Annotated in this window: 30 protein-coding genes and 1 pseudogene; 22 read left to right on the top strand and 9 right to left on the bottom strand. The window is 71.3% G+C overall.

Going from position 1 to position 26,811, the window contains the following annotated elements:
- The first annotated feature begins 48 nt into the window (after positions 1-48).
- Positions 49-399: a DUF3140 domain-containing protein gene (locus ABZV00_RS18980; protein WP_328416988.1), complete on the top strand. Its 351-nt coding sequence runs from the start codon at positions 49-51 to the stop codon at positions 397-399.
- 53 nt (positions 400-452) lie between these two features.
- Here ABZV00_RS18980 and ABZV00_RS18985 read toward each other — a convergent pair whose 3' ends face one another.
- The 3 genes from ABZV00_RS18985 to ABZV00_RS18995 all read right to left on the bottom strand — a co-directional run bounded on the left by ABZV00_RS18985 (position 453) and on the right by ABZV00_RS18995 (position 2,429).
- A complete protein-coding gene (locus tag ABZV00_RS18985) occupies positions 453-698 on the bottom strand; it encodes a hypothetical protein (protein WP_328416986.1) in 246 nt (81 codons plus the stop codon).
- Positions 699-769: 71 nt separating this feature from the next.
- Positions 770-1,741, bottom strand: coding sequence for a LysR family transcriptional regulator (locus ABZV00_RS18990; protein ID WP_355607842.1), 972 nt, complete (start codon positions 1,739-1,741; stop codon positions 770-772).
- 85 nt (positions 1,742-1,826) lie between these two features.
- The gene (locus ABZV00_RS18995) at positions 1,827-2,429 is read right to left on the bottom strand and encodes a hemerythrin domain-containing protein (RefSeq protein ID WP_328416982.1); all 603 of its coding nucleotides are present in this window, start codon (positions 2,427-2,429) and stop codon (positions 1,827-1,829) included.
- Between the two features lie 174 nt (positions 2,430-2,603).
- Between ABZV00_RS18995 and ABZV00_RS19000 the strand changes: the two genes are divergently transcribed.
- A complete protein-coding gene (locus tag ABZV00_RS19000; RefSeq protein ID WP_355607846.1) occupies positions 2,604-3,926 on the top strand; it encodes a M20/M25/M40 family metallo-hydrolase in 1,323 nt (440 codons plus the stop codon).
- 58 nt (positions 3,927-3,984) lie between these two features.
- Positions 3,985-4,647 carry a hypothetical protein gene (locus ABZV00_RS19005; protein ID WP_328426653.1) on the top strand — a complete coding sequence of 221 codons (663 nt, stop codon included), beginning with the start codon at positions 3,985-3,987 and terminating at the stop codon, positions 4,645-4,647.
- Positions 4,648-4,736: 89 nt separating this feature from the next.
- On the opposite strand, the gene ABZV00_RS19010 is transcribed toward ABZV00_RS19005, so the two are convergent.
- The 3 genes from ABZV00_RS19010 to ABZV00_RS19020 form a co-directional block, all read right to left on the bottom strand.
- A complete protein-coding gene (locus ABZV00_RS19010) occupies positions 4,737-4,928 on the bottom strand; it encodes a DUF5703 family protein (RefSeq protein WP_252414786.1) in 192 nt (63 codons plus the stop codon).
- Positions 4,929-5,048: 120 nt separating this feature from the next.
- Complete coding sequence (locus ABZV00_RS19015) at positions 5,049-5,846, bottom strand: SseB family protein (RefSeq protein ID WP_355607849.1); 798 nt, start codon at positions 5,844-5,846, stop codon at positions 5,049-5,051.
- Entirely contained in the window at positions 5,843-6,262 is a 420-nt protein-coding gene (locus tag ABZV00_RS19020; protein ID WP_355607852.1) for a YbaB/EbfC family nucleoid-associated protein, read from the bottom strand. The genes ABZV00_RS19015 and ABZV00_RS19020 overlap by 4 nt, the downstream gene beginning before the upstream one ends.
- A gap of 94 nt (positions 6,263-6,356) precedes the next feature.
- Between ABZV00_RS19020 and ABZV00_RS19025 the strand changes: the two genes are divergently transcribed.
- From ABZV00_RS19025 to ABZV00_RS19035, 3 genes are read left to right on the top strand one after another with little or no spacing between them, the layout of a single operon-like run.
- Positions 6,357-6,689: a hypothetical protein gene (locus ABZV00_RS19025; protein WP_328416972.1), complete on the top strand. Its 333-nt coding sequence runs from the start codon at positions 6,357-6,359 to the stop codon at positions 6,687-6,689.
- Complete coding sequence (locus ABZV00_RS19030; RefSeq protein ID WP_355607856.1) at positions 6,686-7,735, top strand: hypothetical protein; 1,050 nt, start codon at positions 6,686-6,688, stop codon at positions 7,733-7,735. The genes ABZV00_RS19025 and ABZV00_RS19030 overlap by 4 nt, the downstream gene beginning before the upstream one ends.
- Positions 7,736-7,755: 20 nt before the next feature.
- Positions 7,756-8,664, top strand: coding sequence for a hypothetical protein (locus ABZV00_RS19035; protein WP_328416968.1), 909 nt, complete (start codon positions 7,756-7,758; stop codon positions 8,662-8,664).
- A 13-nt stretch (positions 8,665-8,677) separates the two neighbouring features.
- Here ABZV00_RS19035 and ABZV00_RS19040 read toward each other — a convergent pair whose 3' ends face one another.
- On the bottom strand, positions 8,678-9,649 hold the full coding sequence (locus ABZV00_RS19040) for an aldo/keto reductase (RefSeq protein ID WP_328416966.1): 972 nt from the start codon (positions 9,647-9,649) through the stop codon (positions 8,678-8,680).
- 187 nt (positions 9,650-9,836) lie between these two features.
- On the opposite strand from ABZV00_RS19040, the gene ABZV00_RS19045 reads away from it, so the two are divergent.
- From ABZV00_RS19045 to ABZV00_RS19100, 12 genes and pseudogenes are all read left to right on the top strand, one after another.
- A complete protein-coding gene (locus tag ABZV00_RS19045) occupies positions 9,837-10,889 on the top strand; it encodes an LLM class F420-dependent oxidoreductase (protein ID WP_089021139.1) in 1,053 nt (350 codons plus the stop codon).
- Positions 10,886-11,722, top strand: a complete 837-nt coding sequence (locus ABZV00_RS19050) for an undecaprenyl-diphosphate phosphatase (protein WP_328416961.1) — start codon at positions 10,886-10,888, stop codon at positions 11,720-11,722. Before ABZV00_RS19045 ends, ABZV00_RS19050 begins: the two co-directional genes overlap by 4 nt.
- A gap of 195 nt (positions 11,723-11,917) precedes the next feature.
- The gene (locus ABZV00_RS19055) at positions 11,918-13,363 is read left to right on the top strand and encodes a sugar porter family MFS transporter (protein ID WP_355607861.1); all 1,446 of its coding nucleotides are present in this window, start codon (positions 11,918-11,920) and stop codon (positions 13,361-13,363) included.
- Between the two features lie 190 nt (positions 13,364-13,553).
- Positions 13,554-13,856 carry an urease subunit gamma gene (locus tag ABZV00_RS19060; protein WP_355607863.1) on the top strand — a complete coding sequence of 101 codons (303 nt, stop codon included), beginning with the start codon at positions 13,554-13,556 and terminating at the stop codon, positions 13,854-13,856.
- A gap of 36 nt (positions 13,857-13,892) precedes the next feature.
- Positions 13,893-14,228, top strand: a pseudogene (locus tag ABZV00_RS19065) (urease subunit beta); the annotation flags it as partial.
- 171 nt (positions 14,229-14,399) lie between these two features.
- The gene (locus tag ABZV00_RS19070; protein WP_355607866.1) at positions 14,400-16,118 is read left to right on the top strand and encodes an urease subunit alpha; all 1,719 of its coding nucleotides are present in this window, start codon (positions 14,400-14,402) and stop codon (positions 16,116-16,118) included.
- Between the two features lie 60 nt (positions 16,119-16,178).
- Positions 16,179-16,742, top strand: a complete 564-nt coding sequence (gene ureE, locus ABZV00_RS19075) for an urease accessory protein UreE (protein WP_355607868.1) — start codon at positions 16,179-16,181, stop codon at positions 16,740-16,742.
- Between the two features lie 21 nt (positions 16,743-16,763).
- On the top strand, positions 16,764-17,441 hold the full coding sequence (locus tag ABZV00_RS19080; protein WP_355607871.1) for an urease accessory protein UreF: 678 nt from the start codon (positions 16,764-16,766) through the stop codon (positions 17,439-17,441).
- Between the two features lie 66 nt (positions 17,442-17,507).
- Positions 17,508-18,137 carry an urease accessory protein UreG gene (gene ureG, locus ABZV00_RS19085; RefSeq protein ID WP_355607874.1) on the top strand — a complete coding sequence of 210 codons (630 nt, stop codon included), beginning with the start codon at positions 17,508-17,510 and terminating at the stop codon, positions 18,135-18,137.
- Complete coding sequence (locus tag ABZV00_RS19090) at positions 18,134-19,051, top strand: urease accessory protein UreD (protein WP_355607876.1); 918 nt, start codon at positions 18,134-18,136, stop codon at positions 19,049-19,051. Before ureG ends, ABZV00_RS19090 begins: the two co-directional genes overlap by 4 nt.
- A 19-nt stretch (positions 19,052-19,070) precedes the next feature.
- A complete protein-coding gene (gene yut / locus ABZV00_RS19095; RefSeq protein WP_355607879.1) occupies positions 19,071-20,096 on the top strand; it encodes an urea transporter in 1,026 nt (341 codons plus the stop codon).
- A gap of 26 nt (positions 20,097-20,122) precedes the next feature.
- Positions 20,123-21,784 (top strand): ammonium transporter, encoded by a 1,662-nt coding sequence (locus ABZV00_RS19100; protein ID WP_355607882.1) that lies wholly within the window; start codon positions 20,123-20,125, stop codon positions 21,782-21,784.
- Positions 21,785-21,822: 38 nt separating this feature from the next.
- On the opposite strand, the gene ABZV00_RS19105 is transcribed toward ABZV00_RS19100, so the two are convergent.
- A complete protein-coding gene (locus ABZV00_RS19105) occupies positions 21,823-22,551 on the bottom strand; it encodes a YoaK family protein (RefSeq protein WP_355607885.1) in 729 nt (242 codons plus the stop codon).
- Positions 22,552-22,714: 163 nt separating this feature from the next.
- On the opposite strand from ABZV00_RS19105, the gene ABZV00_RS19110 reads away from it, so the two are divergent.
- The 4 genes from ABZV00_RS19110 (at position 22,715) to mshC (ending at position 26,260) form a co-directional block, all read left to right on the top strand.
- Positions 22,715-23,437 carry an MSMEG_4193 family putative phosphomutase gene (locus tag ABZV00_RS19110; RefSeq protein WP_355607888.1) on the top strand — a complete coding sequence of 241 codons (723 nt, stop codon included), beginning with the start codon at positions 22,715-22,717 and terminating at the stop codon, positions 23,435-23,437.
- A 118-nt stretch (positions 23,438-23,555) separates the two neighbouring features.
- Complete coding sequence (locus ABZV00_RS19115) at positions 23,556-24,140, top strand: DUF3090 domain-containing protein (protein ID WP_109819168.1); 585 nt, start codon at positions 23,556-23,558, stop codon at positions 24,138-24,140.
- On the top strand, positions 24,137-24,955 hold the full coding sequence (locus ABZV00_RS19120; RefSeq protein WP_355607891.1) for an SCO1664 family protein: 819 nt from the start codon (positions 24,137-24,139) through the stop codon (positions 24,953-24,955). Before ABZV00_RS19115 ends, ABZV00_RS19120 begins: the two co-directional genes overlap by 4 nt.
- A 66-nt stretch (positions 24,956-25,021) precedes the next feature.
- Entirely contained in the window at positions 25,022-26,260 is a 1,239-nt protein-coding gene (gene mshC, locus ABZV00_RS19125; RefSeq protein WP_355607893.1) for a cysteine--1-D-myo-inosityl 2-amino-2-deoxy-alpha-D-glucopyranoside ligase, read from the top strand.
- Between the two features lie 245 nt (positions 26,261-26,505).
- Here mshC and ABZV00_RS19130 read toward each other — a convergent pair.
- Positions 26,506-26,811: C39 family peptidase (locus ABZV00_RS19130; RefSeq protein WP_355607896.1), on the bottom strand; the 306-nt coding region annotated here is incomplete at its 5' end.

A 26,811-nucleotide genomic window follows, 5' to 3' on the forward strand; every position in this document is an offset into this window, starting at 1 on the left:
CCAGGACGACCCGGAGACGTCCGGGCCGCCGCCCGGAGAGGAGACCTGATGGTACGCGAGGCTCGGCTCGACCCCGAGGTGGAAGTGCTCTGGGAGGACTTCCACGCCGAGGTCAACGTTCCGTCGGAGCAGCTGCGCACCTGGCTGCTGACCCGGGGTTCCGGCGAGGAGTCGTTCGGGTCGAACCCGGACCTCGACCTGCCACAGCCGGGTCGGGAGATCCTCAAGGTGCTGAACAAGCGCAAGGTCGACCTCACACCGGAGGACATCGAGGTGATGCGGGAGGCGATCGACCGGATCCGCGGCCTGATGGACGCGAAGCCACCGCGCGGCAACGCCGACGACGACTGGCGGCACTCCCTGCTCGACCTGGGCCACGACCCCCTCGTCGAACGCTGACCGGCCACGCCGACGGTGCCGTCCCCACGCAGGGACGGCACCGTCGCGTCACGCTATTGGCCTTGGTCGGGCTCCATGCTGCTGATGGTCAGCCCGGCCGCGTCGGCGGCCGCGTCCCGCTCGCCGCGGGTCCGGTCCTCCCGGCTGAGCAGGTTGGCGTACTCGGTGACGTCGGCCGGGTCGGGCACCTCCGGCAGCCGGCGCAGGAACGCCTCCACCTCGCGGGTGGCGGCGGTGTGCGCGGCGGCCGCCTGGCGGAGCAGCTCCCGGTCGTCGGCTGGCGGGTAGAGGTCGGTCATATCCGCCAGATACCCGGCCAACGGCGGTTCGCACCGCCACCGGCCGGCCCATTACCGCCTGCCCACCCGGGTCACACCCCGCTGGGCTGCCGGACGCCGAACCCGGGATTGCGCAGCTGCCAGGCCAGGTATCCGGGATGCGGGGCCAGCGAGTCGGTGTACGCCGCCTTGGCCGTCTCCAGCACCAGCTCGGCGCCCTGGGCGGCGGGGGAGTCCGGGTGCCAGCCCAGCAGCAGCCGCCAGCGCAGCGGTATCCCGGCCAGCCGGCGGGTGACCAGCCCCGCCACCGGGCGGAACGTCGCCTGGCAGAGCGCCACCGCCTCGCCGGCGTCCACCAGGTCGACGCAGCCGCGCACGTCGGTCTCGTACAGCTTGCGGGGGGTGAAGCCGGCACGGGCGCAGGCGGCGGCGAAGCAGTCGCCGAAACAGCCGTCGCCCGGCGCGGCCACCCACTGCTCGTGGCGCAGGTCCACCAGGCGCACCTCGTCGCGCTCCGCGAGCGGGTGGGTCTCCGGCAGCAGCACCAGCACTGGGTCGACGGCCACCTCCCGCCAGCTCAGCCCGGATTCGGCCGACGGGACGGCGTCGCCGCACACCCCGGTGAGCGCGAAGTCCAGCCGGCCGCCGGCCACCAGCTGCGCCAACTCGTCCACCGACCAGGAGGCGTACGTGGTGATCTGCGCGGGTGGCTGCTCGGCGGCCAGTCGGTGCACCAACCGCCCCAGGATCGGGCTGTTCACCCCGCCGAACCGGTACCAGCGGGGCGCCTCGCCGGCACCAGCCAGTCGGGCCGCCTCGTCCTGCAGGCCCTTCATCGCCGGCAGCAGCACCCGGGCGCGGGCCAGCACCAGCTCACCGAGCGCGGTGGGCCGGGCACCGCGCCGGTCCCGGTCGAACAGTGGCCCGCCCAGTGTCCGCTCGATTCGCTGGAGCTGGGCGGTGAGCGCCGGCTGGGCCAGGCCGAGCGCCGACGCCGCCTTGGTCACGCTCCCCGTCTCCGCGATCGCGCAGACCACCCGCAGGTGTCGCAGCTCCAGGTTCATACGGTGACGGTAGGACCACGCCGCAGCCGGCGGAAGGGTCCGGGCGGATCGGTGAGATTGAATATATGGCTGGTGTCGCCGCGCCTCAGTCGCGAGGTGGCTCCGGCAGGTCCGCCAGGTACGTCGGTCGCCGGGTCACCGCGTCGAGGACTTTGTCCACCACCCCGACCGCCGGCTCGACGATCCGGTTCCACGGCGGGGTGGCCGGGGTGCCCGGGTGGGGCCGGGTCGGCGCCGCCTCCTCGGCGATCTCCAGCCGGTTGCCCAGCCGGATCAGCTCCTCCTCGGTGGCCACCGCGCGCAGCTCGGCGACGAGACCGCCCACGCCCTCGACGTGCCGGCGGACCCGCGCGGCGACCTCGGTCAGCGTCTCGTCGGTCAACCCCTTGAGGGTGGCCAACAGCGCGGCGTCGGCGTTGATCTCGGCGTCCACCCGCTCGGCTACGTCGGGCAGCGCGGACCGCACCGCCGGCAGCAGGTACTGCTCCTCGGCGGAGAGGTGCCGCGACAGCGCGGCGGTGAGCACGGGCAGCCCCTCCTGCGGCGTGGCGTCGGGGCCGTTCAACTGGGCCAGCAGCGCCAGCAGTTGCTGGTGCTCCCGGTCCACGATGTCGGCGATGCTGCGCCCACCGGGCCGGTAGCCCTCCTCGGGCGTGGGCGGCAGTGGCGGCAGGGGAACGGCGGACATGGTGCCCTCCTCGACTGGCGGGCGGAAGCTCCGGCAGGCAACGTGCGGTCGTCGGCGGCGGTACCCGATCCCGCGACCCGCGAAACCGTCACCCGCATCCGCCGGTCTGGATGCCCGGGTCCGCCGCGCCGGTGCGCCGGCCCGCCGACCCGGTGGGGCTGGTATGAAGAGGCGATGACGAGCGACTCCCCCCGACCGGACCCCACCGCCGAGGTCGTGGACCTCTGCCGCGACCTGCTGCGCATCGACACCACCAACACCGGGGACAACGACACCAGCGTCGGCGAGCGCCGCGCGGCCGAGTACGTGGCGGAGAAGCTCGCCGAGGTTGGCGTGGAGTCCGTGCTGCACGAGTCCGCTCCGGGCCGGGCGAACGTGGTGGCCCGCATCCCCGGCACCGACCCGAGCCGGGGAGCGCTGCTGGTGCACGGGCACCTGGACGTGGTGCCCGCCGACGCCGACGAGTGGTCGGTGCACCCGTTCTCCGGCGAGCTGCGCGACGGCTACCTGTGGGGCCGGGGCGCGATCGACATGAAGGACTTCGACGCGATGGTGCTCGCGGTGGTGCGGCACTGGCAGCGCACCGGCGTCCGGCCCACGCGCGACATCGTGCTGGCGTACACGGCCGACGAGGAGGCGGGCAGCGACTACGGCGCACGCTTCCTGGTGGATTACCACCGTGGCCTCTTCGACGGCTGCACCGAGGCGATCGGCGAGGTCGGCGGCTTCTCCTACTCGGTCGACGAAAGCCAGCGGCTCTACCTCATCGAGACCGCCGAGAAGGGCATCGACTGGCTGCGGCTGCACGCCAAGGGCCGCCCCGGGCACGGCTCGATGATGCACGACGACAACGCCGTCACCGCCCTGGCCGAGGCCGTGGCCCGGATCGGCCGGCACCGCTTCCCGGTGGTGGTCACCGACACCGTACGGGCCTTCCTGGAGGAGGTCTCCGACGTGCTCGGCGTCGAGCTGGACCCGGAGGACCCGGAGGCGGCGATCGCCAAGCTCGGCCCGATCGCCAACATCATCGGCGCGACCATCCGCAACACGGCCAACCCGACCCGCTTGAACGCCGGCTACAAGGACAACGTCATTCCAGGCCGGGCCACCGCCACCATCGACTGCCGCAGCCTGCCCGGCCAGTCGGAGCTGCTGGAGCGGCAGCTGCGCGAGCTGGTCGGCCCGGACATCGCCATCGAGTACGTCCAGCGGCAGCCGGCGCTGGAGACGACCTTCGACGGCGACCTGGTCGAGGCCATGTCGGCGGCGCTGCGGGCCGAGGACCCGGGAGCGCGGCCGGTGCCGTACATGCTCTCCGGTGGCACCGACGCCAAGGCGTTCTCCCAGCTCGGCATCCGCTGCTTCGGGTTCGCCCCGCTGCGACTGCCCGCCGATTTGAACTTCTCCGCGTTGTTCCACGGCATCGACGAGCGGGTTCCGGTGGACGGACTACAGTTCGGCGTGCGGGTGCTCGACCAGTTCCTCCGCACCTGCTAGCCGCGTCCGGCAGCTGCAGCCGACGCGCAACCTCCCCATCGTGAAGGGACTGCCCCACATGACCGACCAGCACGGTGAGCTGGACGCCGCTCTCGAGCGGGTGATCGAAGCGGCCCGCCACCACCTGGCCGCCGTACGTGCCGCGCAGGGCCGCGTCGACGACGACGACGTCTGGCAGGCGTACGTGGCGTTGAACAATGCGTCCTACGCCTACGACGAGCGGCTGCTCGACGCCTTCGGCGAGGTGACGCCGTGGGATGTCGACTCGATCGACCCGGACGAGGCCGACGAGCGCTTCGGAGGTGTCGAAGGTGCCGAGGCCAGCGATCCGCACCCCCGGGTGATCTCGGTACGCCAGCGCCGCGACTACCGGGTGCCGAGCGTGTCCGCGCTGCTGCGGGTGGCCGAGGTGGCTCGCCGCGAGGGCACCCCCGAGGACGACGAGCCGGCGCCGGTGGAGGGGGTCGGCGAGGCGGTGCTGGAGCTGCTGCAGAGCGGTGACGGCTCGCTCGGCGCGCTGGACGTCCCCGAGCTGGAGCCGCTCGACGGAGTGGTCATGGTCAGCGAGGTGGGCACCCCGGTCGACCTGGAGTCGTTCGACGACGACGACCCGGCCGGTCCGTTCCAGCCGGCGGCCGACGACCGGTTGGTCGGCAGGCTCGACGAGCACCCGTTCCTGGAGCTCGACGACGACCACGACCACGCCGGGCACCAGCACTAGCGACGAGCACCCCCGGGCCCGATCGAGCGCTGATCGGGCCCGGGGCACGTGCCGTCGGCCGGCCGTTCACCGGCTCGGCTCGGCGGGCCTCAGTACGACAGACCCGGCTGCGGGTGGTTGACCCGCCGCCGGCGTAGCACCACCTGCCGGGTGCCGTCGCGGAACAACCGCACCCGGGCCAACTCCCATCCGGAGAACTCCGCCTGGATCGCCAGCTGCGCCGCGGCGGTCAACCGGTCGACGTTCGGCGGCAACCGCAGCGGCGCGTATTCGTAGTCCATGCCATCCATGCTGCCCAGCCCAGCGGCCCTTCGCCACCCCCTGCGGGGTGACCGACGCCGCTGCCGTGGGTGGTTCGTGCCACCCTGGGTGCCGCCGCGTGTTCCTCGCTGCGCCGGGCGCTAGCCGGGCGGGGCGTTCGCCGTGAGCAGGGCCGCCAGCGCCGGCGCGGCCAGGGCGACCGTCCGGGCCCTGCCCGGGTCGACCGCCAGCCCCCACGACGGGTCCGGCCAATCCTCGAGCAGCTCGGCGCAGGGCAGTGCGACGAACGACACGCCGTCCCCGGCGAACGCGGCGAGGGCCCGGGGGGAGGTGAAGACCGGCAGCAGCGCCGCCCCGGTCGCGTCGCCGACCACCGTCCACGGGAAGTCGGCGTCCGCCGCCGGTTCCCCGGCCAGCGGGACGCACACCGTGGCGCCGGCCAGCACTCCGAGGTATCCGGAAAGGTCGCGCCGGTCGGCGGCCGCTGCGAGCAGCGCCACCACCGCGGGCTCCGCCTCGACGGGTGCCGGGGCGGTGGCCGGCGGGGCGGGTGCCGGCGGGTGGGTGGCCGGCGGGGCCGACCGCGCCGCCGGTGTGGGGCCGGTGGCCGGTCGCACGGGCCGGCAGGAGAGCGCTCCCGGCCTGTCGGTCAGCACCTCGGCGGCGGTCCGGGCCACGAACACGCTGAGCGGCTCCAGGTGCTCCGCGGCGCGCGGCCCCTCGTACCACCAGTCCCCGTCGCCGGTCGGGCGGTGCCAGCCGAGCGCGGCCAGGCGTGCCTCGTCGTAGCCCGGGCAGACCACCCGCACGACGTCGCGGCGCACCAGCAGCCTGATCCTCCGCGAACCGGCGGAGAGCTCCAGGTCGGTGTCGCGGCCGCAGCGGGCGACCGTGTCCCGCAGCCGCGCGACGATCTCCGGCCAGGTAGGCGAGGTCACGCCGGTGAGCCCGGCAGGCGGTCGTCCAGCCGCCCCAGCCGGCTGACGGCCTCCTCCAGACGGCCCAGCGCCGAGAAGTCGCCGGGCTTGCCGAACAGATCGGTCACGCCCGCGCCGAGCGCGACGTCCAACCCCTCGGTGTGCTCCTCGACGTTCTCGGTGGCCGCCGTGCGGGCCTGCCGGTACGCGTCGAGCACCAGCTCCGCCAACCCCTCGGTGCCGGCGCGCAGGGCGGCGGGCGCGACGGTGAGGCCGGTCAGCGCACCGGTGGCGTCGACGGTCGCCGAGACCAGCCCGCTCTCGTCGGTCGCGGTGCCGGACAGGTCGGCCAGGTCGTCGCGGAGCCCCGCGAACCGGCGTTCGACGTCGGCGATCCGCCCGGCGAGCGCGTCGAACGCGGACATCGGGTCAGCCATTGAGGTCCCTCCCCCGTGGACGGTGCACCCGGGTGGTGCCCGGTGGCCGGGGAATCGTATCGTCGGTGCGCTCGACACATGGGGGAGGAACGGCATGCCGCCGGACATCGATGTCGACGTGCAGGCGGTCCGTCGACTGGAGACAGCCGCCAAGCAGGTCACCAGCTCGCTCGCCGCACTGGAGGGTCAGCTCGCCTCGGCCGGCGACGTGCCGTCGGGCGCCTTCGGCCATCTGCCGTTCGCCAGTGACATGCTCCGCGCCCAGTACGCCGAGCAGGTCGGCGGCGGCCTGGAGCTGTTCGCCGCCGCGCAGGCCGCGTTCGGCCGGGTCGCCAGCGCGCTGGCCGACACGGCCGAGGCGTACGAGCGTACCGAGCAGGACCTCGACTCCGGGTTCAAGGCCATCCAGGCGGGGATGCCCGGATGAGCGGGCCGGCCGGCAGCGCCGTCCAGCTGTGGAACGGCCTGGACAGCGCACTCTCCGGGGTGCAGGACGCGGTCAACAGCGTCTGCCGGACCCTCGCCTGGCCGCTCATCCAGATCGTCGACATGGTCGACGGCGAGCCCGCCGTCCTGCGCGCGAAGGCCGCCGAGTGGGACGCGCTGGGCGCGCAGGTCCGCGACCTGGCGCAGGGGCACCGCGGCGCCCGCGAGGCCGCCCAGGCCGGGTGGCGCTCGCCCGCCGGTGAGGCGTACGGCCAACGAATGGCCGAGGTCGAACAGCAACTGCTCGACGTCGCCGAGCAGTTCACCGCGACCGCCGAGTATCTGCGCGGCGTCGCCGACGGCCTGCAGACCGTGCACGACGTGCTCGTCGATCTCTGCGTCGAGTTCGTGAACTGGCTCCTGGTGACGCTCGTGACGGCGTTGCTGATGGCGCCGGTGACCATGGGGGCGTCCTGGGCGGCCGGCGTGGGCGTGGCCGTGACCAGGGGCCTGATCGTGGCCACCCGGATGCTGAAGGTCATCCGGCCGCTGGCGGCGCACCTGCAGAAGGTCATCCGCCTGCTCCAGCGGGTCCTGCTGTACCTGCGCAAGCTGCGCGCCCACCTCGACAAGCTGGTCGACATGCAGAAGAAACTGCGCACCGGCCAGAAGTACGCCGACAAGCGGCACGCCGCCGGCAAGGCCGACAAGTGGCACCACAAGTTCCTCGATCCGACGAAGGGCACCTACAAGCTGGGCAAGTCCGGCTCGCCGTTCGACATGGGCGCCCTCGAACGGGCCGGCGCGCTGCGGGCGCACGGCGTCGCCGACGGCGCCCGGGTCATCGCCCGGGACTGGGCGACCAACCTGCCGTGGAATGTGCCGAACTCGATCGTGCACGGCGTCACGTGGGGGTCGGTCGCGTTCACCACCGGCCTCTCCGTTCCCGGCAGCGACCAGGTCGGCGACCAGATCGACCAGGCGGTGCAGGGCGGCGCCGACTGGATTGACCAGAATGTCTTCGGGCAGCCGCCCGCTGGCCGTTAGGCCGATCGAGGAGGTAACGCGTGACGTCAGGGCAGCGGGGTCGGCTGGGTCGGTTCACCGACGCGGTGCTCGGCGGTGCGCGGGTCGCCCGTGACAAGGCCCGCGAGCTGCGCGACGAGTTCCGCACCAGCGACGAGCCCGAGCGTGCCCTCGTCGCGCCGTTGCTGCCGGGGCAGGAGCTCCGCTATGTGGGGCTTGCCCCGGTTCGTACCCCGGAGACGCACAAGGCCGGCCGGCAGCTCACCGACCGGGTGGCCGGCGAGATGGCCGAGGCGCTCGACCCCACGGTGCTGTTCGGGCTGCTCAACATCGTCAACCCGGTGGTCTGGGTGGACGCGGTGCTGACGCCGGTCCGGCTGGCGGCGGGCGTGCTGCTGCTGCCCGGCAAGGCCGGTGCCATCGCGGTGGGCCTGCCGGAGGCGGCCGAGCCGGAGCCGGGCCCGCCACACCAGCCGGTGCAGCGGGAGCCGATTCCGCTGACCGAGGAGCAGGAGGCGTTCCGGGCGTTGTTCCGGCTGAGCCTGTACCGTCCGCTGGCCGACCAGCTCGCCGAGATCGCCTACCGGCGCCGGTACGTCTTCAGCGGTGACCTCGCCACCCTCGCCGGCAGCCTGCTGCTCTTCCTGGAGCGCTACACGGGCACACCGCTGGCGGTGACCGACACCCACCTGCACCTGCTGCGGATGGGGTCCCGCCCCGACGCCGACCGGCCCGACCGGCGCCAGCCACGGGTGCTGTGGAGCGTGGAGCGCGGCCGGGTGGCCCGAGTCGACTCGGAGCGAGGCGTGGCCGGGCTGGTGCAGTTCTCGTCCACCATCTTCTTCGACGACGGCTCGTGGATCCGGATTGCCCAGCCCGCACTGCGCGACGACCAGTCCCGGTTCCTGACCGCGATCCGCGATCTTCCCGGCCAGCGCCCGACGCCGTGAACCGGCGGGTGGGTCAGCTGTCGCGCTCGGGGTAGCCGATCGGCACCGACGAGACGTCGTCCAGCGCGGTGGTGATCTCCTCAGGCAGCGTGATCCGCTCCACCTGGAGCGCACCGAGCAACTGCCCGACGGTCCGGGCGCCGAGGATCGGCGCGGTCACCCCCGGCCGGTCGCGGATCCAGGCCAGCGCCACCTCCAGCGGCGACACGCCCAGCCCGCCGGCCGCGGTGGCCACCGCCTCGACGATGCTGGAGCAGCGGGGCTCCAGATACGTCGCGACGAACCGCTCGAAGTGCGGCGAGGCGGCCCGGGAGTCGGCCGGACGCCCGTGCCGGTACTTGCCGGTGAGCACCCCCCGACCCAGCGGCGACCAGGGCAGCACGCCGAGGCCGAGCGCGTCGCACGCGGGCAGCACCTCCCGCTCCACGCCCCGCTCCAGCAGCGAGTACTCCACCTGGGCGGCGACCACCGGCGTCCGGCCCGGCCAGGCGGTCTGCCAGGCGGCGGCCCGCGCGGTCTGCCAGCCGGAGAAGTTCGACACGCCGACGTAGCGGACCTTGCCGCTGGCCACCGCGTGGTCCAGCGCCGCCAGGGTCTCCTCCAGTGGGGTGTCCGGGTCGTACCCGTGCACCTGGAACAGGTCGACGTGGTCGGTGCCGAGCCGGCGCAGCGACGCATCCAGGGTGCGCAGCAGGTGCCCTCGGGAGCCGTCGCGGCGCCGGCCACTGCCCGGGCGCAACCCGGCCTTCGTGGCGATCAGCAGGTCATCGCGGGAAACGAGGGTGCCCAGCAGCGAGCCGATCACCGACTCGGCGTCCCCGTCGCCGTACACGTCGGCGGTGTCGATCAGGTTGCCGCCCGCGTCCAGGTAACTCTTCAGCTGGGCGGCCGCATCGTCGGCGTCGGTGTCCCGGCCCCAGGTCATGGTGCCGAGCGCGAGCCGGGAAACCGCCAGCCCGCTTCGGCCGAGCGGTCGCTGTTGCATGGGTGAACCTTATTTCGAACCCGCCGCCACCGATATCCTCGCTCCCGTCATCTCTGCCGGTTCTGCCGGTTCCGCCCTCGGCGGGTACCTCGACGGACGAGGGATCATTGGTGTCGAGCCGGTGATCGGGTCTGTTATCGGCATTGCGTAACCTGGTGCGACCTGTGCCACGAATGGGGGAGGACCATTGCGACTCGGGCTCAGCCTCGGCTACCAGACGGCGTGGAGCACGCCAGCAGACCACCTGGCGCTGGCCCAGGAAGCGGACCGGCTCGGCTACTCGGTGGTGTGGGCGGCGGAGGCCTACGGCTCCGACTCGCCCAGCATGCTCGCCTGGATGGCCGGCCAGACCGAACGGATCGACGTGGGCGCCGCGGTGATGCAGATCCCCGCTCGTACGCCGGCGGCCACCGCGATGACGGCGGCCACCATCGACGCGCTCTCCGGCGGCCGGTTCCGGCTCGGCCTGGGTGTCTCCGGCCCGCAGGTCTCCGAGGGCTGGCACGGTGTGCGCTTCGCCAAGCCCCTCGCCCGGACCCGCGAGTTCGTGGACATCGTCAAGCTGGCCATCGCCCGCAAGGAGGTGGCGTACGACGGCGAGCACTACACACTGCCGCTGCCGGACGGCCCCGGCAAGGCCCTTCGGCTGGGCTTCCACCCGCCCCGCGAGCACATCCCGATCTACCTGGCCGCGGTCGGCCCGAAGAACCTGGAGCTGGCCGGCGAGATCGCTGACGGCTGGCTGGCCGTGTTCTACGCGCCCGAGTTCGCTGATGAGCAGCTCGCCTCGGTCAGCGCCGGGCGGGCCAAGGTCGGCAAGGAGCTGGCCGGTTTCGACGTGGTGCCCTCGGTGCCGGTGGTCGTGGGCGACGACGTGGCGTCCTGCGCCGAGCTGGTCCGCTGGTACGCCGCGCTGTACGTCGGCGGGATGGGCAGCCGGCAGCAGAACTTCTACAACCAGCTCGCCACCCGGATGGGCTACGGCGACGCCGCCCGCGAGGTGCAGGACCTGTACCTGGCCAAGCGGCAGCGCGACGCGGCCGCGGCGGTGCCGATGGAGTTCATCGACCGCACCTCGCTGCTCGGCCCGAAGGAGCGCATCGCCGAGCGGATGCGGGAGTACGCCGCCGCGGGCGTCACCACCCTGTCGGTGACCCTGTTCGTGGCCGACCGGGACAGCGGCGTGCAGACGCTGCGTACCGTCGCCGAGGCGCTCGACCTCTCGGGAGTCGGCGAGTGACCTGGGTCGAGGCCATCGTCCTGGGCATCGTCCAGGGCCTGACGGAGTTCCTTCCGGTCAGCTCGTCGGGGCATCTGCGGATCACCTCGGCGATCTTCTTCGACCGCGACGCCGGGGCGTCGTTCACCGCGGTCACCCAGCTCGGCACCGAGGCGGCCGTGCTGATCTACTTCGCCAAGGACATCTGGCGGATCACCCGGACCTGGCTGGTCGGCATCAGGGACAAGTCGGTCCGTTCCAGCCTCGACTACCGGATGGGCTGGTACGTCATCGTCGGCTCGATCCCGATCGGGCTTCTCGGCTTCCTGTTCAAGGACCAGATCAAGACGGCCGGGCGCAACCTGTGGGTGGTGGCGACCACGCTGATCGTGTTCGCGTTCGTGCTGGCGTTCGCCGAGTACTGGGGACGGCAGACCCGCACCCTGGAGAACTTCCGGCTCAAGGACGGCGTGGTGATGGGCTTCGCCCAGGCCATGGCGCTGATCCCCGGGGTGTCCCGCTCCGGGGGCACGCTCACCGCCGGGTTGCTGCTCAACCTGACCCGGGAGGCGGCGGCGCGGTACTCGTTCCTGCTGGCCATCCCGGCGGTGGTGATGTCCGGCGTGTTCAGCCTCGGGGACGTCTTCGAGCCGTCCGCCCCGGGCACGTCCGCGCCCTCCGTCGCTCAGATGATCGTGGCGACGGTGATCGCGTTCGGCATCGGCTACGCGGCCATCGCCTGGCTGCTGCGCTACGTCGCCCACCACACCCTGTACGTCTTCGTGCTGTACCGGGTCGCGCTGGGCACTCTGGTGCTCGCGTTGCTGATGACGGGCACCATCAGCGCCACCTGATCCAGCAGTAGTCGTGGCTCCGGCCCCCGTCCCCGCTGAGGGAACGGGGGCCGGTCCGTGTCGGGGCCGGCAGCCGTGACCGTACCCGCCGTTTCGGTCATTTGGCACAAGTCAGATCTAGCGCACCTATCCTCTCGATATCGGGCTGTCTCCCGGATGGGACCTGCCGGTGGCTCGCGTCAGAGAGGGGCGACCGTGACTGCCAGCGCCGGCGGGACGCGCGGGCGGGGGAGGCCACCGAGACGCAACCTCGTCGCGGTCGTCTCGATCGTCGTGCTCTCCGGCGCGTTCTTCGGCTACGACCAGGGCGTCATCAGCGGGGCGCTCCGCGACATCCGCCAGACCTTCCACGCGAACACCTTCGCCGTCGAGGTGGCCGCGAGCTGGGTGACCCCCGGGGCGCTGGTGGGCGCGCTGCTCGGTGGTCACCTCGCGGACCGGATCGGTCGCCGGGGAGCACTCTGGGTCGCCGCCGCCACGTTCGCGGTGGGCACGGTCCTGCAGGCGTCCGCGCCCGTGATCGGGGTCATGTTCGGTGCGCGGTTGATCCTCGGGGTGGGCATCGGGGTGGCCTCGGTCGCCGGGCCGATGTACGCGGCGGAGGCCGCGCCGGAACGGATCCGCGGCAGCCTCCTGGCGGTCTACCAGTTCTCCACCACCTTCGCCATCTTCATCGGCTACCTGGCCGACGAACTGTTCGAGGCGGGCACCTCCTGGCGTTACCTGTTGGGGGCGGCGATGCTGCTGGGGGTGGCCCTCGCCCTGGTCACCACCGTGATCCCCGATTCGGCCGTCTGGTACTTCGGACGGGGGGACAAGCGCCGGGCGGAGGCGTCGCTGAAGGCGACCGTCCCGGAGCAGAAGGTGTCCCAGCGGCTGCACGCCATCGAGGAGAGCCTCACGGCCGGCAAGGCGGGCTGGCGGGAGGTGCTCTCGACACGGTGGCGGCGCCCGTTGGCGCTCGGTGTCGGCCTGGCCCTGTTCCAACAACTGACCGGGATCAACGGGATCATCTACTACGCGGACCCGATCTTCTCGGCCGCCGGGTTCCACACCCCGCAGGCGCAACTGGCCGCGACCACCTGGGCGATCGGCGGCGTCGACTCCCTCTTCACGCTGGTCGCGGTCGCCTTCCTGGATCGGCTCGGTCGTCGGCCGCTGCTGCTGGTCGGGCTGCTGGGCATGGCGGTCTCGCTCGCGGTGGTCAGCGTCAGCTTCGCGAAGATGGATCCGGCGGCGCAGACGGCCGGAGCGACGGGGCACCATCCCACCGACGCGGGCATCTTCCTGCTGGTCGGCGTGGTCATGTTCGTGGCGTTCTACGCCATGTCGATCGGACCGACCGCCTGGACTGTCATCAACGAGATCTTCCCGGGTCGCATCCGGGGCCGGTGCGTGGCGATCGCCTCCGCTACGCACTGGGGCACCGAGTACCTCGTCACGCAGTTCTTCCTGAGCATGCTCGATGCCCTGGGGAGGTCGGGTGTGTTCGCGCTCTTCGCCGGCACCTGTGTGCTCGGCTTCCTGTTCATCTGGCGATACCTGCCGGAGACGAAGGGCAGGACCCTCGAAGAGATCCAACAGATGTGGCAGACCGGTCGTGGTCGTCGCCCGCACCGGGCCGACGACCGGTCTGGCTGAACGACGGGGGCGCGATTCTCGGCTTCTGACCCGCGGCGCAGGGCTGAAGCGTACGTTCGATCCGAAGCCGCCCATAACGGGTCTCTTGGACAAAGAAGGCCATATTGGGTCGAGTGTCAGCGCTCGCCCTGTGGCGAGTCCGCTCGGCGGCCTGGCGGCTCCCGACCGACAGTCGCGAAGGACCAGGACAGTGCATCTGACACCGAAGGAATTCGACAAGCTGACGATTCTCTCGATGGCCATCGTCGCCAACGCCCGGAAGGCCAGGGGGGTCAAGCTCAACCACCCCGAGGCCGTCGCGGTGATCTGCGCCGCCGCGCTGGAGGGTGCCCGGGACGGCAAGACCGTCGAAGAGGTCATGAACGAGGCCCGCAGCACGCTCAGCGCCGACGACGTGATGCCGGGCGTGCCGGACATGCTGCCCATGATCCAGGTCGAGGCGGTCTTCACCGACGGCTCGCGACTGGTCACGGTGCACTCACCGATCCGATAGGCGCAGGACGCGATCTCCAGGAAGGCGGAGCAGGACATGGCCAAGCAGCATCCCGGACCCAACTCGAAGCACGTGCGACCCATCGGCGGCTACGTGCTGAGCGACCAGCCGCTGGAGCTGAACGCGGGTCGGCCGGTCACCGAAGTCGTCGTCCAGAACACCGGTGACCGGCCGATCCAGATCGGTTCACACTTCCACTTCTTCGAGGCCAACCGGATGCTCGCCTTCGACCGCGAGGCGGCCTTCGGGAGGCGGCTGAACATCCCGGCGACGACATCCATCCGCTTCGAGCCGGGCGACAAGAAGACGGTGCAGCTCATTCCCTTCGGCGGCCAGCAGCGCGTGTACGGGTTCAACGGCCTGGTGCAGGGGTGGACCGGCAGCGAGTCGACTCCCAGCTACCGGCCGGACCGGACCGAGGCGATCCACAACGCCAAGACCCGGGGCTTCAAGTTCGGCCCGGAGCAGGACAACCCCAAGGGCAAGAAACAGTAGATCCACTATCCCGCAGGGCTGCCAGCCTCGGGCAGGAGAGATGATTCGATGAGCCAGATTTCGCGGCAAGAGTATTCCGGGATGTACGGCCCCACGACGGGCGACCAGATCAGGCTCGGCGACACCGACCTGCACATCGAGATCGAGAAGGATCTCCGGGTCCTTGGCGATGAGGTGATGTACGGCGGAGGCAAGACGCTGCGCGACGGCATGGGGGTCAACAACCAGTACACCAACGCCCAGGGTGGACTGGACCTGGTCATCACGAACGTGACCGTCCTCGACGCGACTCTCGGCGTGATCAAGGCCGACGTCGGTGTCAAGGACGGCAAGATCGCTGGCATCGGCAAGGCGGGCAACCCGAACATCATGGACGGGGTCACCCCCGAGCTGGTGACCGGTCCGGGTACCGAGGCGATCTCCGGCGAGCACCTCATCCTGACCGCCGGGGGCATCGACACGCACGTGCACCTGGTGACTCCGTTCCAGGCGTACGCCGCCCTGAGCAACGGCGTGACCACCCTGTGGGGAGGCGGCACCGGCCCGACCGACAGCACCAACGGCGTCACCATCACCCCCGGTCCGTGGAACATCCACGCGATGATGCGGGCCTTCGAGACCATTCCGATCAACATCGGCCTGATGGCGAAGGGCAACAGCACCGGCCGTGCGCCCCTGGTGGAACAGATCATGGCCGGCGCGCCGAGCTTCAAGATCCATGAGGACTGGGGTGCGCCGCCGGCGGTGATCCGGGCCTGCCTGGACGTCGCCGACGAATTCGACGTGCAGGTCAGCATCCACACGGACACTCTCAACGAGAGCGGCTACCTCGAGGACAGCATCGCCGCGTTCGAGGGCCGGACGATCCACACCTTCCACACCGAGGGCGCCGGTGGTGGACACGCACCGGACGTCATCAAGATCGCCAGCCAGATGAACGTGCTGCCGAGCTCGACCACGCCGACGGTGCCCTACGGCATCAACAGCCAGTCCGAGCTGTACGACATGATCATGGTCTGCCACAACTTCAACCCGCAGGTCCCCTCGGATGTGGCCTTCGTGGAGAGCCGGATCCGGACGGAGACGATCGCGGCCGAGGACGTCCTGCTCGACGAGGGCGTCATCTCGATGATGCAGAGCGACTCGCAGGCCATGGGGCGGGTGGGCGAGACCTGGCTGCGGACCATCCAGCTCGCCGGGCAGATGAAGACGGTCCGCGGCAAGCTCGCCGAGGACTCCAGCGCCAACGACAACTTCCGGGTGCTGCGGTACGTGGCCAAGATGACCATCAACCCGGCGATCACTCAGGGGATCTCGCACGTGCTGGGCTCGGTCACGCCGGGCAAGATGGCCGATCTCGTGCTCTGGGAGCCGGCCTTCTTCGGTACGAAGCCGAAGCTGGTCCTCAAGGGCGGCATGATCGCCTGGTCGATCATGGGTGACCCGAACGCCTCGCTGCCGACGCCGCAGCCGGTCTACTACCGGCCGTCGTTCGCCGCGTTCGGCAGCCAGCTCGCCAAGACCTGCGTGACCTTCGTGTCCCGGGCCGCGCACGAGTCCGGCGTCGCCGAGCAGCTCGGCCTGCAACGGCAGGTCATGCCCGTGTACCGGACCCGGGGCCTCACCAAGCGCGACATGGTCCGCAACGACCGGACTCCGAAGCTCGAAGTCGATCCGGAGACCTTCGCCGTGAAGATGGACGGCGTCCACGCGACCGTGCCACCGGCCAGGACTCTGCCCCTGAGCCAGCTCTACTTCTTCAGCTGACACCGTCGGGACCGTCTCGCCCCCGCCTGGTCCCGGCACACCGACCGAAAGGAGAGGCCCGTGCTCGTTGAGACGGTGCTGGGCAACATGAACGAGCCGGACTGGACGCTCCGCCTCCGGGAAGCGCGCATCGACGACCTGGTCCTCGACCAGTGGGACGCCCAGAAGAGCCGCATCCGCAAGATGACCAGTTCCGGGGCGGAGCTGTCGGTCGCGTTGGCACGTGGCGTCCGGCTGCGCGACGGCGACGTCCTCGCCTGGGACGACCTGACCGCCACGGCGGTGGTGGCCCGGGTGCAGTTGGGCGAGGTGATGGTGGTCCACCTCGACAAGCTGCGCGGCGAGTCGGCCGAGCTGCTCATCCGCTCGGCCGTCGAACTCGGTCACGCCATCGGCAACCAGCACTGGCCGGCCGTGGTCAAGGGCACCAGGATGTACGTCCCGCTGACCGTGGACCGCAAGGTCATGGACTCGGTGATGCGCACCCACGCGTTCACCGGGATCACCCACGAGTTCGTCCCCGGCACCGAGGTCATCGCGTATCTCGCGCCGCACGAGTCGCGGCGGTTGTTCGGTGGCGCCGACTCGACGCCGCACTCCCATCTCCCCGCCGACCTCAACTGAATGGGGCCGGACGTGCGCACCATGGACGAAACCCTGAAGCTGTTGCAGTTCGGCGACTCGGTCTTCCCAGTCGGCGCCTTCTCCTTCTCCAACGGCCTGGAGATGGCCGTCCAACACGGCGTGGTCCACGACCGGACGACCCTCCAGGACTACGTCCGGACGGTCACCCGGCTCGCCGCCACCGGGGACGGTGTCGCCCTGCTCGTCGGGCACCGTGCCGCCACCAACGGGGACCTTGACCGGATCCGGCGCGCGGACGAAGCCGTCCACCTGCGCAAGATCAACGAAGAGATGCGGATCATGTCCGTACGCATGGGGCGCAAGCTGGCCGAAGCCGCGACCCGGATCGTCGGGGAGACCCTGCTCAAGAAGCGGCTCAGCGAGTCGGCGACCGGCGCGCCGGTCACCTATCCGGTCGCGCTCGGGGTGGTCTTCGCCGACCTCGGGGTGCCCGAAGAGGACGCTTTCGCGGCCCACCAGTACGGCGCGGCCTCGACGGTGCTCAGTGCCGCGATCCGGTTGATGCGGGTCGACCACCTCGACGCGCAGTCGATCCTCTTCGCGGTCAACGAGAAGGTCACCGACGACTACCGCGACGTACGCACCGCGGACCTCGACGATATGCAGACCTTCGGGCCTCACACCGATGTCCTGGCCGCCGCGCACCAGCACGTCCACGTGCGGATGTTCATGAGCTGAGAGCCGATTTCCGCGATCCCCATCTTCCTGAACCTGAAAACGTCTCCCAGAAGGACAGGTCACATCATGAAGTCGGCAAGTCGTATCGGCGTCGGCGGCCCGGTGGGCAGCGGTAAGACCGCGATCATCGAGGCTGTCGTGCCCCGTTTCGTGGACAACGGACTGCGTGTACTGGTGATCACGAACGACGTCGTCACCACGGAGGACGCGAAGCACGTACGACGCGCCCTGACCGGGGTCCTGGTGGAGGAACGGATCCTCGGGGTGGAGACCGGGGCCTGCCCGCACACGGCCGTGCGGGAGGACCCGAGCATGAACCTGGCCGCCGTGGAGGACATGGAGTCCCGGTTCCCGGACAGCGACGTGGTGCTGATCGAGAGCGGCGGGGACAACCTCACCCTCACGTTCAGCCCCGCGCTGGTCGACTACTTCATCTACGTCATCGACGTCGCGGCCGGCGACAAGATCCCGCGGAAGAACGGCCCGGGGATCTCCAAGTCCGACATCCTCGTCATCAACAAGACCGATCTCGCGCCCTACGTGGACGCCGATCTCGACGTCATGGCGCGCGACGCCGACATGATGCGCAACGGCAAGCCGGTCGTGTTCACCAACTGCAAGACGGGCGAGGGCATCGATGAGCTCGTCTCGCTGATCCGCCGCAACGCGCTCTTCGACGCCGAAGTGGTCGCATGATCACATTGGACAGTGCGCGGGAACTGGAGCCGTACCAGGACCAACCGGCCCAGTTGCCCGCCGCGTCCAATGGCAAGGTCGGCGTGCTGCGCCTCGGATTCGAGCGACGCGGAGACCGGACGATCCTGCACGATCTCTACCGGCAGTCACCGCTGCTGGTCCAGCGGGCACTCTACTGGGACGAGGAGATGCCGGAGCTGCCCTGCGTCATGATCCTCACCACCTCCGGCGGCGTGCTGCAGGGTGACCGCCTGCGGATGGACGTCGACCTGGCACCCGGCAGCCAGGCGCACCTGGTGACCCAGGCCGCCACCAAGATCCAGGAAATGGACGCGAACTACGGCTCGCAGATCCAGCGGTTCACCCTCTCCGAGGACACCTACCTCGAGTTCCTTCCGGAGCCGGTGATCCCGTACCGGGGCAGCCGGTTCATCACCAACACCCAGGTGCGGCTGCCGGAGAGCGCCACCATGCTCTACGGCGAGGTCCTGCAGCCCGGCCGGAAGTACTACCGCGACGGCGAACTCTTCGCCTACGACCTCTTCTCCTGTTCGCTGCGCGCGGAGCGACCCGACGGCCGGCAGTTGTTCGTGGAGAAGTTCGTGGTGACCCCCGGGCAGTTCCCGGTGGCGCGGGTCGGGGTCATGGATCGCTTCCATATCTTCGGCAACGTCGTGCTGCTCACCAACCCCGAGCGGGCCGGCCGCGTCTTCGACCGGACCTCGACACCGGTCTGGGACGAGGAGACGCCGCTGACCAGCGCCGTCAGTCGGCTGCCGAACGACGCGGGGCTCATCTTCAAGGTCCTGGGGCAGGAGACGGAGCCGGTTCGTGCCGCCGTACGCGCCTTCTGCGTGGCCGCCCGCGAAGAGGTGACCGGGCGGACCTTCCCGCCAGCGTTCAGCTGGCGATGACGCAGCGAAGGAGATTGCCGTGACGAGCGTGACCGAGGGTTGGGACAGGCTGGGTGACCGCAACCCGTTGGTCGGGTTCGTCGACGCCTGCCTGCGGGGCGCCGCACAGGTCGTGCTGCAGAACAACCCGCTCACCGGCCTGCTCATCCTCGTCGCGGTGGCCTGGGGAGCGTTCGAGAACGGGCAACCACGGATCTTCGGGGGAGCGGTCCTCGGTCTCGTCGTCGGCACCGCCACGGCCGTCGCCCTCCGGGTGGACAATGCCTCGTTGCGGAAGGGGCTGTTCGGCTTCAGCCCGCTGCTGACCGGGATCGCCGTCCCGACATTTCTCGATGACCGGCCGCTCATGTGGCTCTACCTGGTGCTCGGCGCGGCGGCCACGACGGTGGTCACCCTGGCCCTGAACGCGATCTTCAAGACCTGGGGCCTGACCGCGTTCACGATGCCGTTCGTGCTGACCACCTGGGTGCTGCTGTTGGCCGCGTACCAGTTCGACCGGTTCACCGTGCTGACCAACCTGAAGCCGATGTTTCCCGGTGAGGGGCCGCTGACCGGTGGCCGCTTCGACTGGGACCTTGTCCCCACCTTTCTCCGCGGAGTGTCCCAGGTCTATCTGACCAACAGTTGGGTCAGCGGGTTGATCATCCTGGTCGCGCTGCTGGTCAACTCCCGCTGGTCGGCGCTCTTCGCGGTGGTCGGCGCCGTCGGCGCGACCCTGCTGGCGCTCTGGTTCGGCGCCGACGCGACCTCGCTGGACAAGGGCCTGTTCGGCTTCAACGCGGTGTTGACGGCGATCGCCGTGGGCGCGGTGCTGCACCGCCCCGGCGCGCTGGTGACCGTCTACACCCTCTTCGGGATCGCGTTGACGCTCTTCGTCCAGATGGCCCTGGCGACCGTCCTCACCCCGCTGGCCATCCCTGTGCTGACCGGGCCGTTCAACATCGCCACCTGGTTGCTGCTGCTGCCCAAGCGGCACTTCGCGCCGGTGCCCAATCACGAACGCGCCAAGGAGACCGTCGTCTCGACGGTGCAGCGCTCCGTCTGACCGTACCGAGAGGAGAGGTGAGCTCCGTGCTCGCTCAGGACGCGGTGAACCCGGGCGACACCGCCTGGGTGCTGGTGTGCACCGGCCTCGTGTTGTTCATGACCCCCGGCCTGGCTGCCTTCTACGGCGGAATGGTCCGCACCCGCAACGTGCTCGCGATGCTGCAGCAGAACATCATCGCGCTGGGGGTCGTCAGCCTGACCTGGGTGCTGGTGGGCTACACCATCGCCTTCGGCGACGACGCCGGCACCGGCCTCTTCGGTAACCTCGAACTCTTCGGCCTGACCGATCTCAAGGTCCCGCCCGCGCCACATTTGCACGTGGTCGCCGGCCAGGTGACCATTCCGACCCTGGCGTTCGTCGCCTACCAGATGATGTTCGCGGTGATCACCCCCGCGCTCGTCACCGGGGCCACGGCCGGCCGGTTGAAGTTCGCCGGCTGGGTCGCCTTCCTGGCGATCTGGTCCATCGTGGTCTACGCACCGGTCGCGCACTGGCTCTGGCACCCCGACGGCTGGCTGGCCCGGTTCGGCACCCAGGACTGGGCCGGTGGGATGGTGGTCCACGCCTCGGCGGGAGCCGCCGTGCTGGGCACGTTGCTGGTCGTCGGGCGCCGCCGTGGTTGGCCACGGACCGCCTCCCCGCCCAACTCGATCCCGCTGACCATCCTCGGGGCCGGCATCCTCTGGTTCGGTTGGTTTGGTTTCAATGGCGGGGACGGACTCCAGGCCAACGGCCTGGCCGCCCAGGCGGTGATCAACACCCATCTCGCGGCCGCGGCCGGCATGCTCGTCTGGCTGGTGGCCGAGCGGGTGAAGGACGGCCACAGCACCGTGGTGGGCGGCGTCTCCGGTGCCGTCGCGGGGCTCGCGACGGTCACCCCCGCCGCCGGGTACGTCAACGCGATCTCCGCCATCGCCATCGGAGCGATCGCCGGAATCGTCTGCCACTTCGCGCTGCGGTTGAAGTACCTGCTCCGGCTCGACGACGCGCTGGACGTCCTCGCGGTCCACTTCGTCGGCGGCATGCTCGGCTCGCTGCTGGTCGGCTTCTTCGGCGACAGCGGCGTCAACCCGCTCGGCAAGGACGGTCTCTTCTTCGGCGGCGGCGGATCCCTGCTCTGGCACCAGATCGTCGGCGTGGTCAGCGTGGTGGTCTTCTCCTTCGTGCTCAGTTGGGCGATCGCCGCCGCCGTGCAGGCCGTCATCGGGCTCCGTGCCCCCGCCGAGGTGCAGGACAACCTCGACCATGCCCAGCAGGACGCCGACGCGTACCACCTGGGTGGCGTGGCAGGTCTCAACGGCACCGGCGCACCGCAGCGCCGCCGCCAGCCCGGACGGGAGCGCGGCGCCGAACGACCCGCCCGGCCGATCCAGAACCCCCGGCTGGTCACCGCGACGGTCGATCCGACGCTGCTGCCGACCACGCGGCAGCTACGAGATGCCCTGGTCGAAGCGGGAGCCACCTCCATCGTGGTCTTCGACGCCACGGTCTCCACCGCCGAACCGACCGCCCGATCGCTGCCCCGGGGCTACTGGCAGGACCAGGATCTCGTGGGCCGGGCGCGGGTCGAGGTGGTGGTGGAGCGCGAGGCGGTGTCCGCGGTGCTGGACGTGCTGGGCCGATACGGCGCCGACCGGTCGGAGTGCTTCGTGCAGGACGTCCAACTCGCGACGGACGTGCGCTGAGCCGGTGCACGTCGGTACGGGGGCGATGCCAGCCTCCATCACCTCGCGGACCGCCCGGAGCGGACCAGGAGCGACAGGGTGGACAGGGCGAGCGCCCCCCAGGCCGGCACCCAGAGCGGTTGTCCCTGCGCCACCGTTCCGAGGCCACCGCCGGCGGCGTAGCAGGTCAGTGCCAGGAGCCCGAGGAAGGTGCCCTGTCTGGCCCGCCGCCGGCCGGTGCCCGGTCCGGCGAGCCACCGCTCGATGCGTTCGCCGATCTTCGCCACCGTGCCCGACTGGTAGGTGATGGCGGTGGCGATCCCGGCGGTGCGGACGAACAGTGTCGCCAGCGCGCCCATGGCGAAGCCGCCGGCGGCGGCCAGCGCGATCCGCGGCAGCCCGCCCTGCCGGCCGTGGTGGAGCAGGGCGTTGAGCGCCGCCCAGAGCGCCATCGTGACCACGGCGCAGGCGAGCCCTCGGAAGGACGGCGACCACCGGCTCCGTGCCGCTCGTACCTGTGAGACCGCGCCCGTCCCGGCGGCGAACGCGATCAGTGAGGCCGCGGACTCGGGCCAGGCGGCGTGTCTTCCGGCCAGGCCGATGCCCAGGAGGACGGCGTTGCCCGACTGGTTGGCGACGAATGCGCCGTAGCGCAGGAAGGCGAAGGCGTCCACGAAGCCGGCGATGCCGGTGGTGACGGCGAGGACCAGGATCGGGTGCCGGAACTCCCGGTACACGTCCTGCGGGTCCGACGTGATCGAGGGCCGCGCGGATGCCGAGTCCCCCATCGCAGTCCACACACCCTCCAGGCGAGGACCCGGACAAGCCAGGCATTAGGTACTTTACCGTCGTGTTGGCGGCTCCTGCCGTTTTCGCGCCGAGACGGCGCCGGGCGGCGCGGACCTGGCCGCACGCCGGAGGGCGGCGCCCCCGGTAGGGGCAGGTCATAGGGTGGTCCCCGTGGCGACCCTTCTGCTTCTGCGACACGGCCGGACGACCGCGAACGCGGACGGCGGCCTGGCCGGCCGCCAGCCGGTCGAGTTGGACGAGACGGGCCGGGCCCAGGCGGCCGCGGTCGGCGAGCGGCTGCGGCCGGTGCCGCTCGCGGCAGTGGTGACCAGCCCGCTCATCCGGTGCCGGCAGACCCTGGAGCTGGCGCTGCCCGAGGCGGCCCCGGTGGTGGAGGAGGGGCTGATCGAGTGCGGCTACGGAGCCTGGGAGGGTCAGCCACTGAAGAAGCTGGCCAAGGAGGCGCTCTGGCCGGTCGTCCAGCAGCACCCGAGCGCCGCGGTCTTCCCGGAGGGGGAGGCGATGGCGGCGATGGCGGCACGGGCGGTCGCGGCGGTGCGGACCTGGGACGCCCGGGTCACGGCCGAGCACGGACCGGAGGCAATCTGGTTGGCCTGCAGCCACGGCGACGTGATCAAGGCGATCGTGGCCGACGCGCTCGGCGTACACCTGGATCTTTTTCAGCGGATCGTGGCCGACCCGGCGTCGGTGACGGCGATCCGGTACACCACGCTGCGGCCGTTCCTGGTGCGGCTCAACGACACCGGGGGCGACCTGGCCGGGCTGGTGCCGCCGCCGAGCAAGCGGCGCCGCCGGGCGGCGCGGGCGGCCGGCGCGGCCGACTCCGACGCGCCGGTCGGCGGCGGCGCGGGGGCGGGCCGGTGACCGGCCGGCGTCCGCCACGCCCGGGTGCGAGGCCCGGTGCGCCGGGCGCGGCGGGCCGCGCGGTGATTCGCGTCGGTGGGGTGCGCGATGCCATGGCGGGCCGGATAGGGTCGTGGGTATGACCCACCAGGTGCACGCCTTCGAACCGCCGGAGCGGTTCGTCGCCGGGACCGTCGGGCCGCCGGGGGAGCGCACGTTCTTCCTGCAGGCCCGTGGCGGCGGCCGGCTGGTCAGCGTCGCGCTGGAGAAGGTCCAGGTGTCCCTGCTCGCCGAGAAGCTGGAGGAGCTACTCACCGAGGCGCAACGGCGCTTCGGGGTGGACCTGCCCGAGCTGGCGCCGGTCGTGGGCGACAACGAGCCACTGGACACTCCGGTCGACGAGGAGTTCCGGGTCGGGACCCTCGGGCTGGCCTTCGACGTGGACACCGCGACCGTGGTGATCGAGGCGATCGCCGCAGGCGAGGTGGAAGCCGAAGTCGAGCTGGGCGACGAGGACGACGAGGACGAGGACGACGACGAGGACGACGAGCCGGACGAGGACCTGGACCGGCTCCGGGTCCGGCTCACCCCACAGGCCACCCGCCAGTTCATCGAGCGGGCCCGGCGAGTCGTGAACGCGGGCCGGCCCCCGTGCCCGCTCTGCGGCCAGCCGTTGGACCCCGCCGGGCACCTCTGCCCGCGGCACAACGGTTATCACCGGTGACCTCGTCCGGCCTCCAGCCTCGCCAGGACGGCGACGCCGCGCTGCGACTGTTGCGCGACGGCACGCTCGACCTGGAGGGGCGGTTGGTCGACGCGTCGAACACCACCCTCCGCGGCATCCTGACGCTGGACGGGCTCTCCGCCCGCTGCGTCTACAAGCCGGTCCGTGGCGAGCGCCCACTCTGGGACTTCCCGGACGGCACCCTCGCGGGCCGGGAGGTCTCGGCGTACCTGGTGTCCCGGGCCACCGGCTGGGACCTGGTGCCACCCACCGTGCTGCGGGACGGCCCGTTCGGCCCGGGCTCCTGCCAGCTCTGGATCGACGAGCCGGCGGACGCCGAGCCGCTGGTCGGGTTCGTGCCCGCCGAGGAGCTGCCACCGCGCTGGTTCCCGATCGCCGCGGCCCGTGACGACGACGGCGCCGCGTACGTGCTGGCGCACGCCGAAGACCCCCGGCTGGCCCGGCTCGCGGTGCTCGACGCGGTGATCAACAACGCCGACCGCAAGGGCGGCCACGTGCTGGTCGGCGCCGACGACCGGATCTACGGCGTGGACCACGGGGTGAGCTTCCACGTCGAGGACAAGCTGCGCACGGTGCTCTGGGGCTGGGCCGGGAAGCAGTTGCCGGCGGATGCCGTGGAGATGCTCGACGGGCTCGCCGGGCAGGTCGCCGGAGCGCTCGGCGCGGAGCTGGCCGACCACCTGACGATCAGCGAGATCGCCGAGCTGGCCGCCCGCGTCGACGGGCTGCGGCAGACCGGCCGCTTCCCGCAGCCGCCGGAGGACTGGCCAGCGGTGCCCTGGCCGCCCATGTGATCCACTGTCATCTTGATCACCCGTGGGGCGGCACGGGGTCGCCTTAGGGCTGGCTAGGCTGAGGTCATGGAGTCTTGGGCGGGACACGAGGTGCCACGGCTGCCGGGCAGGGGCGAGCCGTTGGCGTTGTACGACTCGGCGCGGCAGGGTGTCCACCCCAGTGAGCCGGTCGACGCGGGAAGCATGTACGTCTGCGGCATCACCCCGTACGACGCCACCCACCTCGGCCACGCCGCCACCATGATCACCTTTGACCTGGTGCAGCGGATGTGGCGCGACGCCGGCCGCCCGGTGCGCTACGTGCAGAACGTCACCGACATCGACGACCCGCTGCTGGAGCGGGCCGCCCGGGACGGCGAGGACTGGGTGGTCCTGGCGATGCGCGAGACGGCCCTGTTCCGGGAGGACATGGAGGCGCTGCGGATCATCCCGCCAGCGCACTACGTGGGCGCGGTCGAGTCGATCCCGGACATCGCCGACAAGGTCGAGGTGCTGCTCAAGGACGGGGCCGCGTACCGGCTCGACGACGGCACCGGCGACGTCTACTTCGACATCTCCTCCACGCCCCGGTTCGGCTACGAGTCCAACCTGACCCGCGAGCAGATGCTGGAGATCTTCCCGGAGCGCGGTGGGGACCCGGACCGCGCCGGCAAGCGCGACCCGCTGGACCCGCTGCTGTGGCGCGGCGCCCGCGAGGGTGAGCCGTCCTGGCCGGGCGGGGAGCTGGGCCCGGGCCGCCCGGGCTGGCACATCGAGTGCGCGGTGATCGCGCTGAACCTGCTCGGCGACCGGATCGACGTGCAGGGCGGCGGCAACGACCTGCTGTTCCCGCACCACGAGGCGTCCGCCGCGCACGCCGAGCGGCTGACCGGCCAGGCGCCGTTCGCCCAGCACTACGTGCACGCCGGGATGATCGGCCTGGACGGCGAGAAGATGTCCAAGTCCCGGGGCAACCTGGTCTTCGTCTCCCGGCTGCGCGCCGACAAGCTCGACCCGATGGCGATCCGGCTGGCGCTGATCTCCGGGCACTACCGCAGCGACCGCACCTGGACCGACGAGCTGCTGAGCGCGGCGCAGGAGCGGCTGGGCCGCTGGCGGCGGGCCGCCGCCGCGCCCGCCGGGCCGTCCGGTGCCGAGTTGCTGGCCGGGGTACGCGAGCGGCTCGCCGACGACCTCGACACACCCGGCGCCCTGGCGGTTGCCGACCGGTGGGCCGACGCGACTCTCGCCGGCGCCACCGACGACCCCGACGCCCCGGCCCTCTTCGCCAACACCGTGGATGCCCTCCTCGGCATCCGCCTCTAACACCTGCCCGGCCCCCGCGCGCCCACCGATCTGACGGGCCGGGCGGCCGAGCACTGGCTCAAGGACATCTCCTGGGCTGGGCTGGTTCTCGCGGTGCTCGCCGGTTCCTGGTGGCTTCGCCGACGGGCCCGTCGGTTGGCGGCGGTCGAGCCGATGCCGGATACCCAGCCGGTCCGCGCGGGCAAACGACGAAGGGCCGGGCCCCTGGTGGGGTCCGGCCCTTCGTTGGTTGGTTCGCTTCAGGGTCAGCTGGTGGCGTAGCCGCGGGTGGCGATCCAGTCGGCGAGGTGCTCGACGGTGACCTCGTAGGAGGCCTGGTTCGGGTCGGCGGAGTCGGCGATCTTGACGATGGTGCCGTTGTCGCGGTAGCCGACGACGCTGATGTAGTGCCCACCCTCGAAGGAGTGGCTGACGCCGTCGGTGTCGACGCTGGTGCCGGCGATGTTCGCCACCACAGCCCGACCGTCATCGACGGTCTTGACGACGTCGGCGCGCAGCTTGTCGGTCTGCTTGCTGTCAGCGGCGGGGGTGCTGATCTCGACGCTGCGGTA

It is taken from the genome of Micromonospora sp. NPDC005173 (assembly GCF_040608515.1).
GTDB lineage: Bacteria > Actinomycetota > Actinomycetes > Mycobacteriales > Micromonosporaceae > Micromonospora.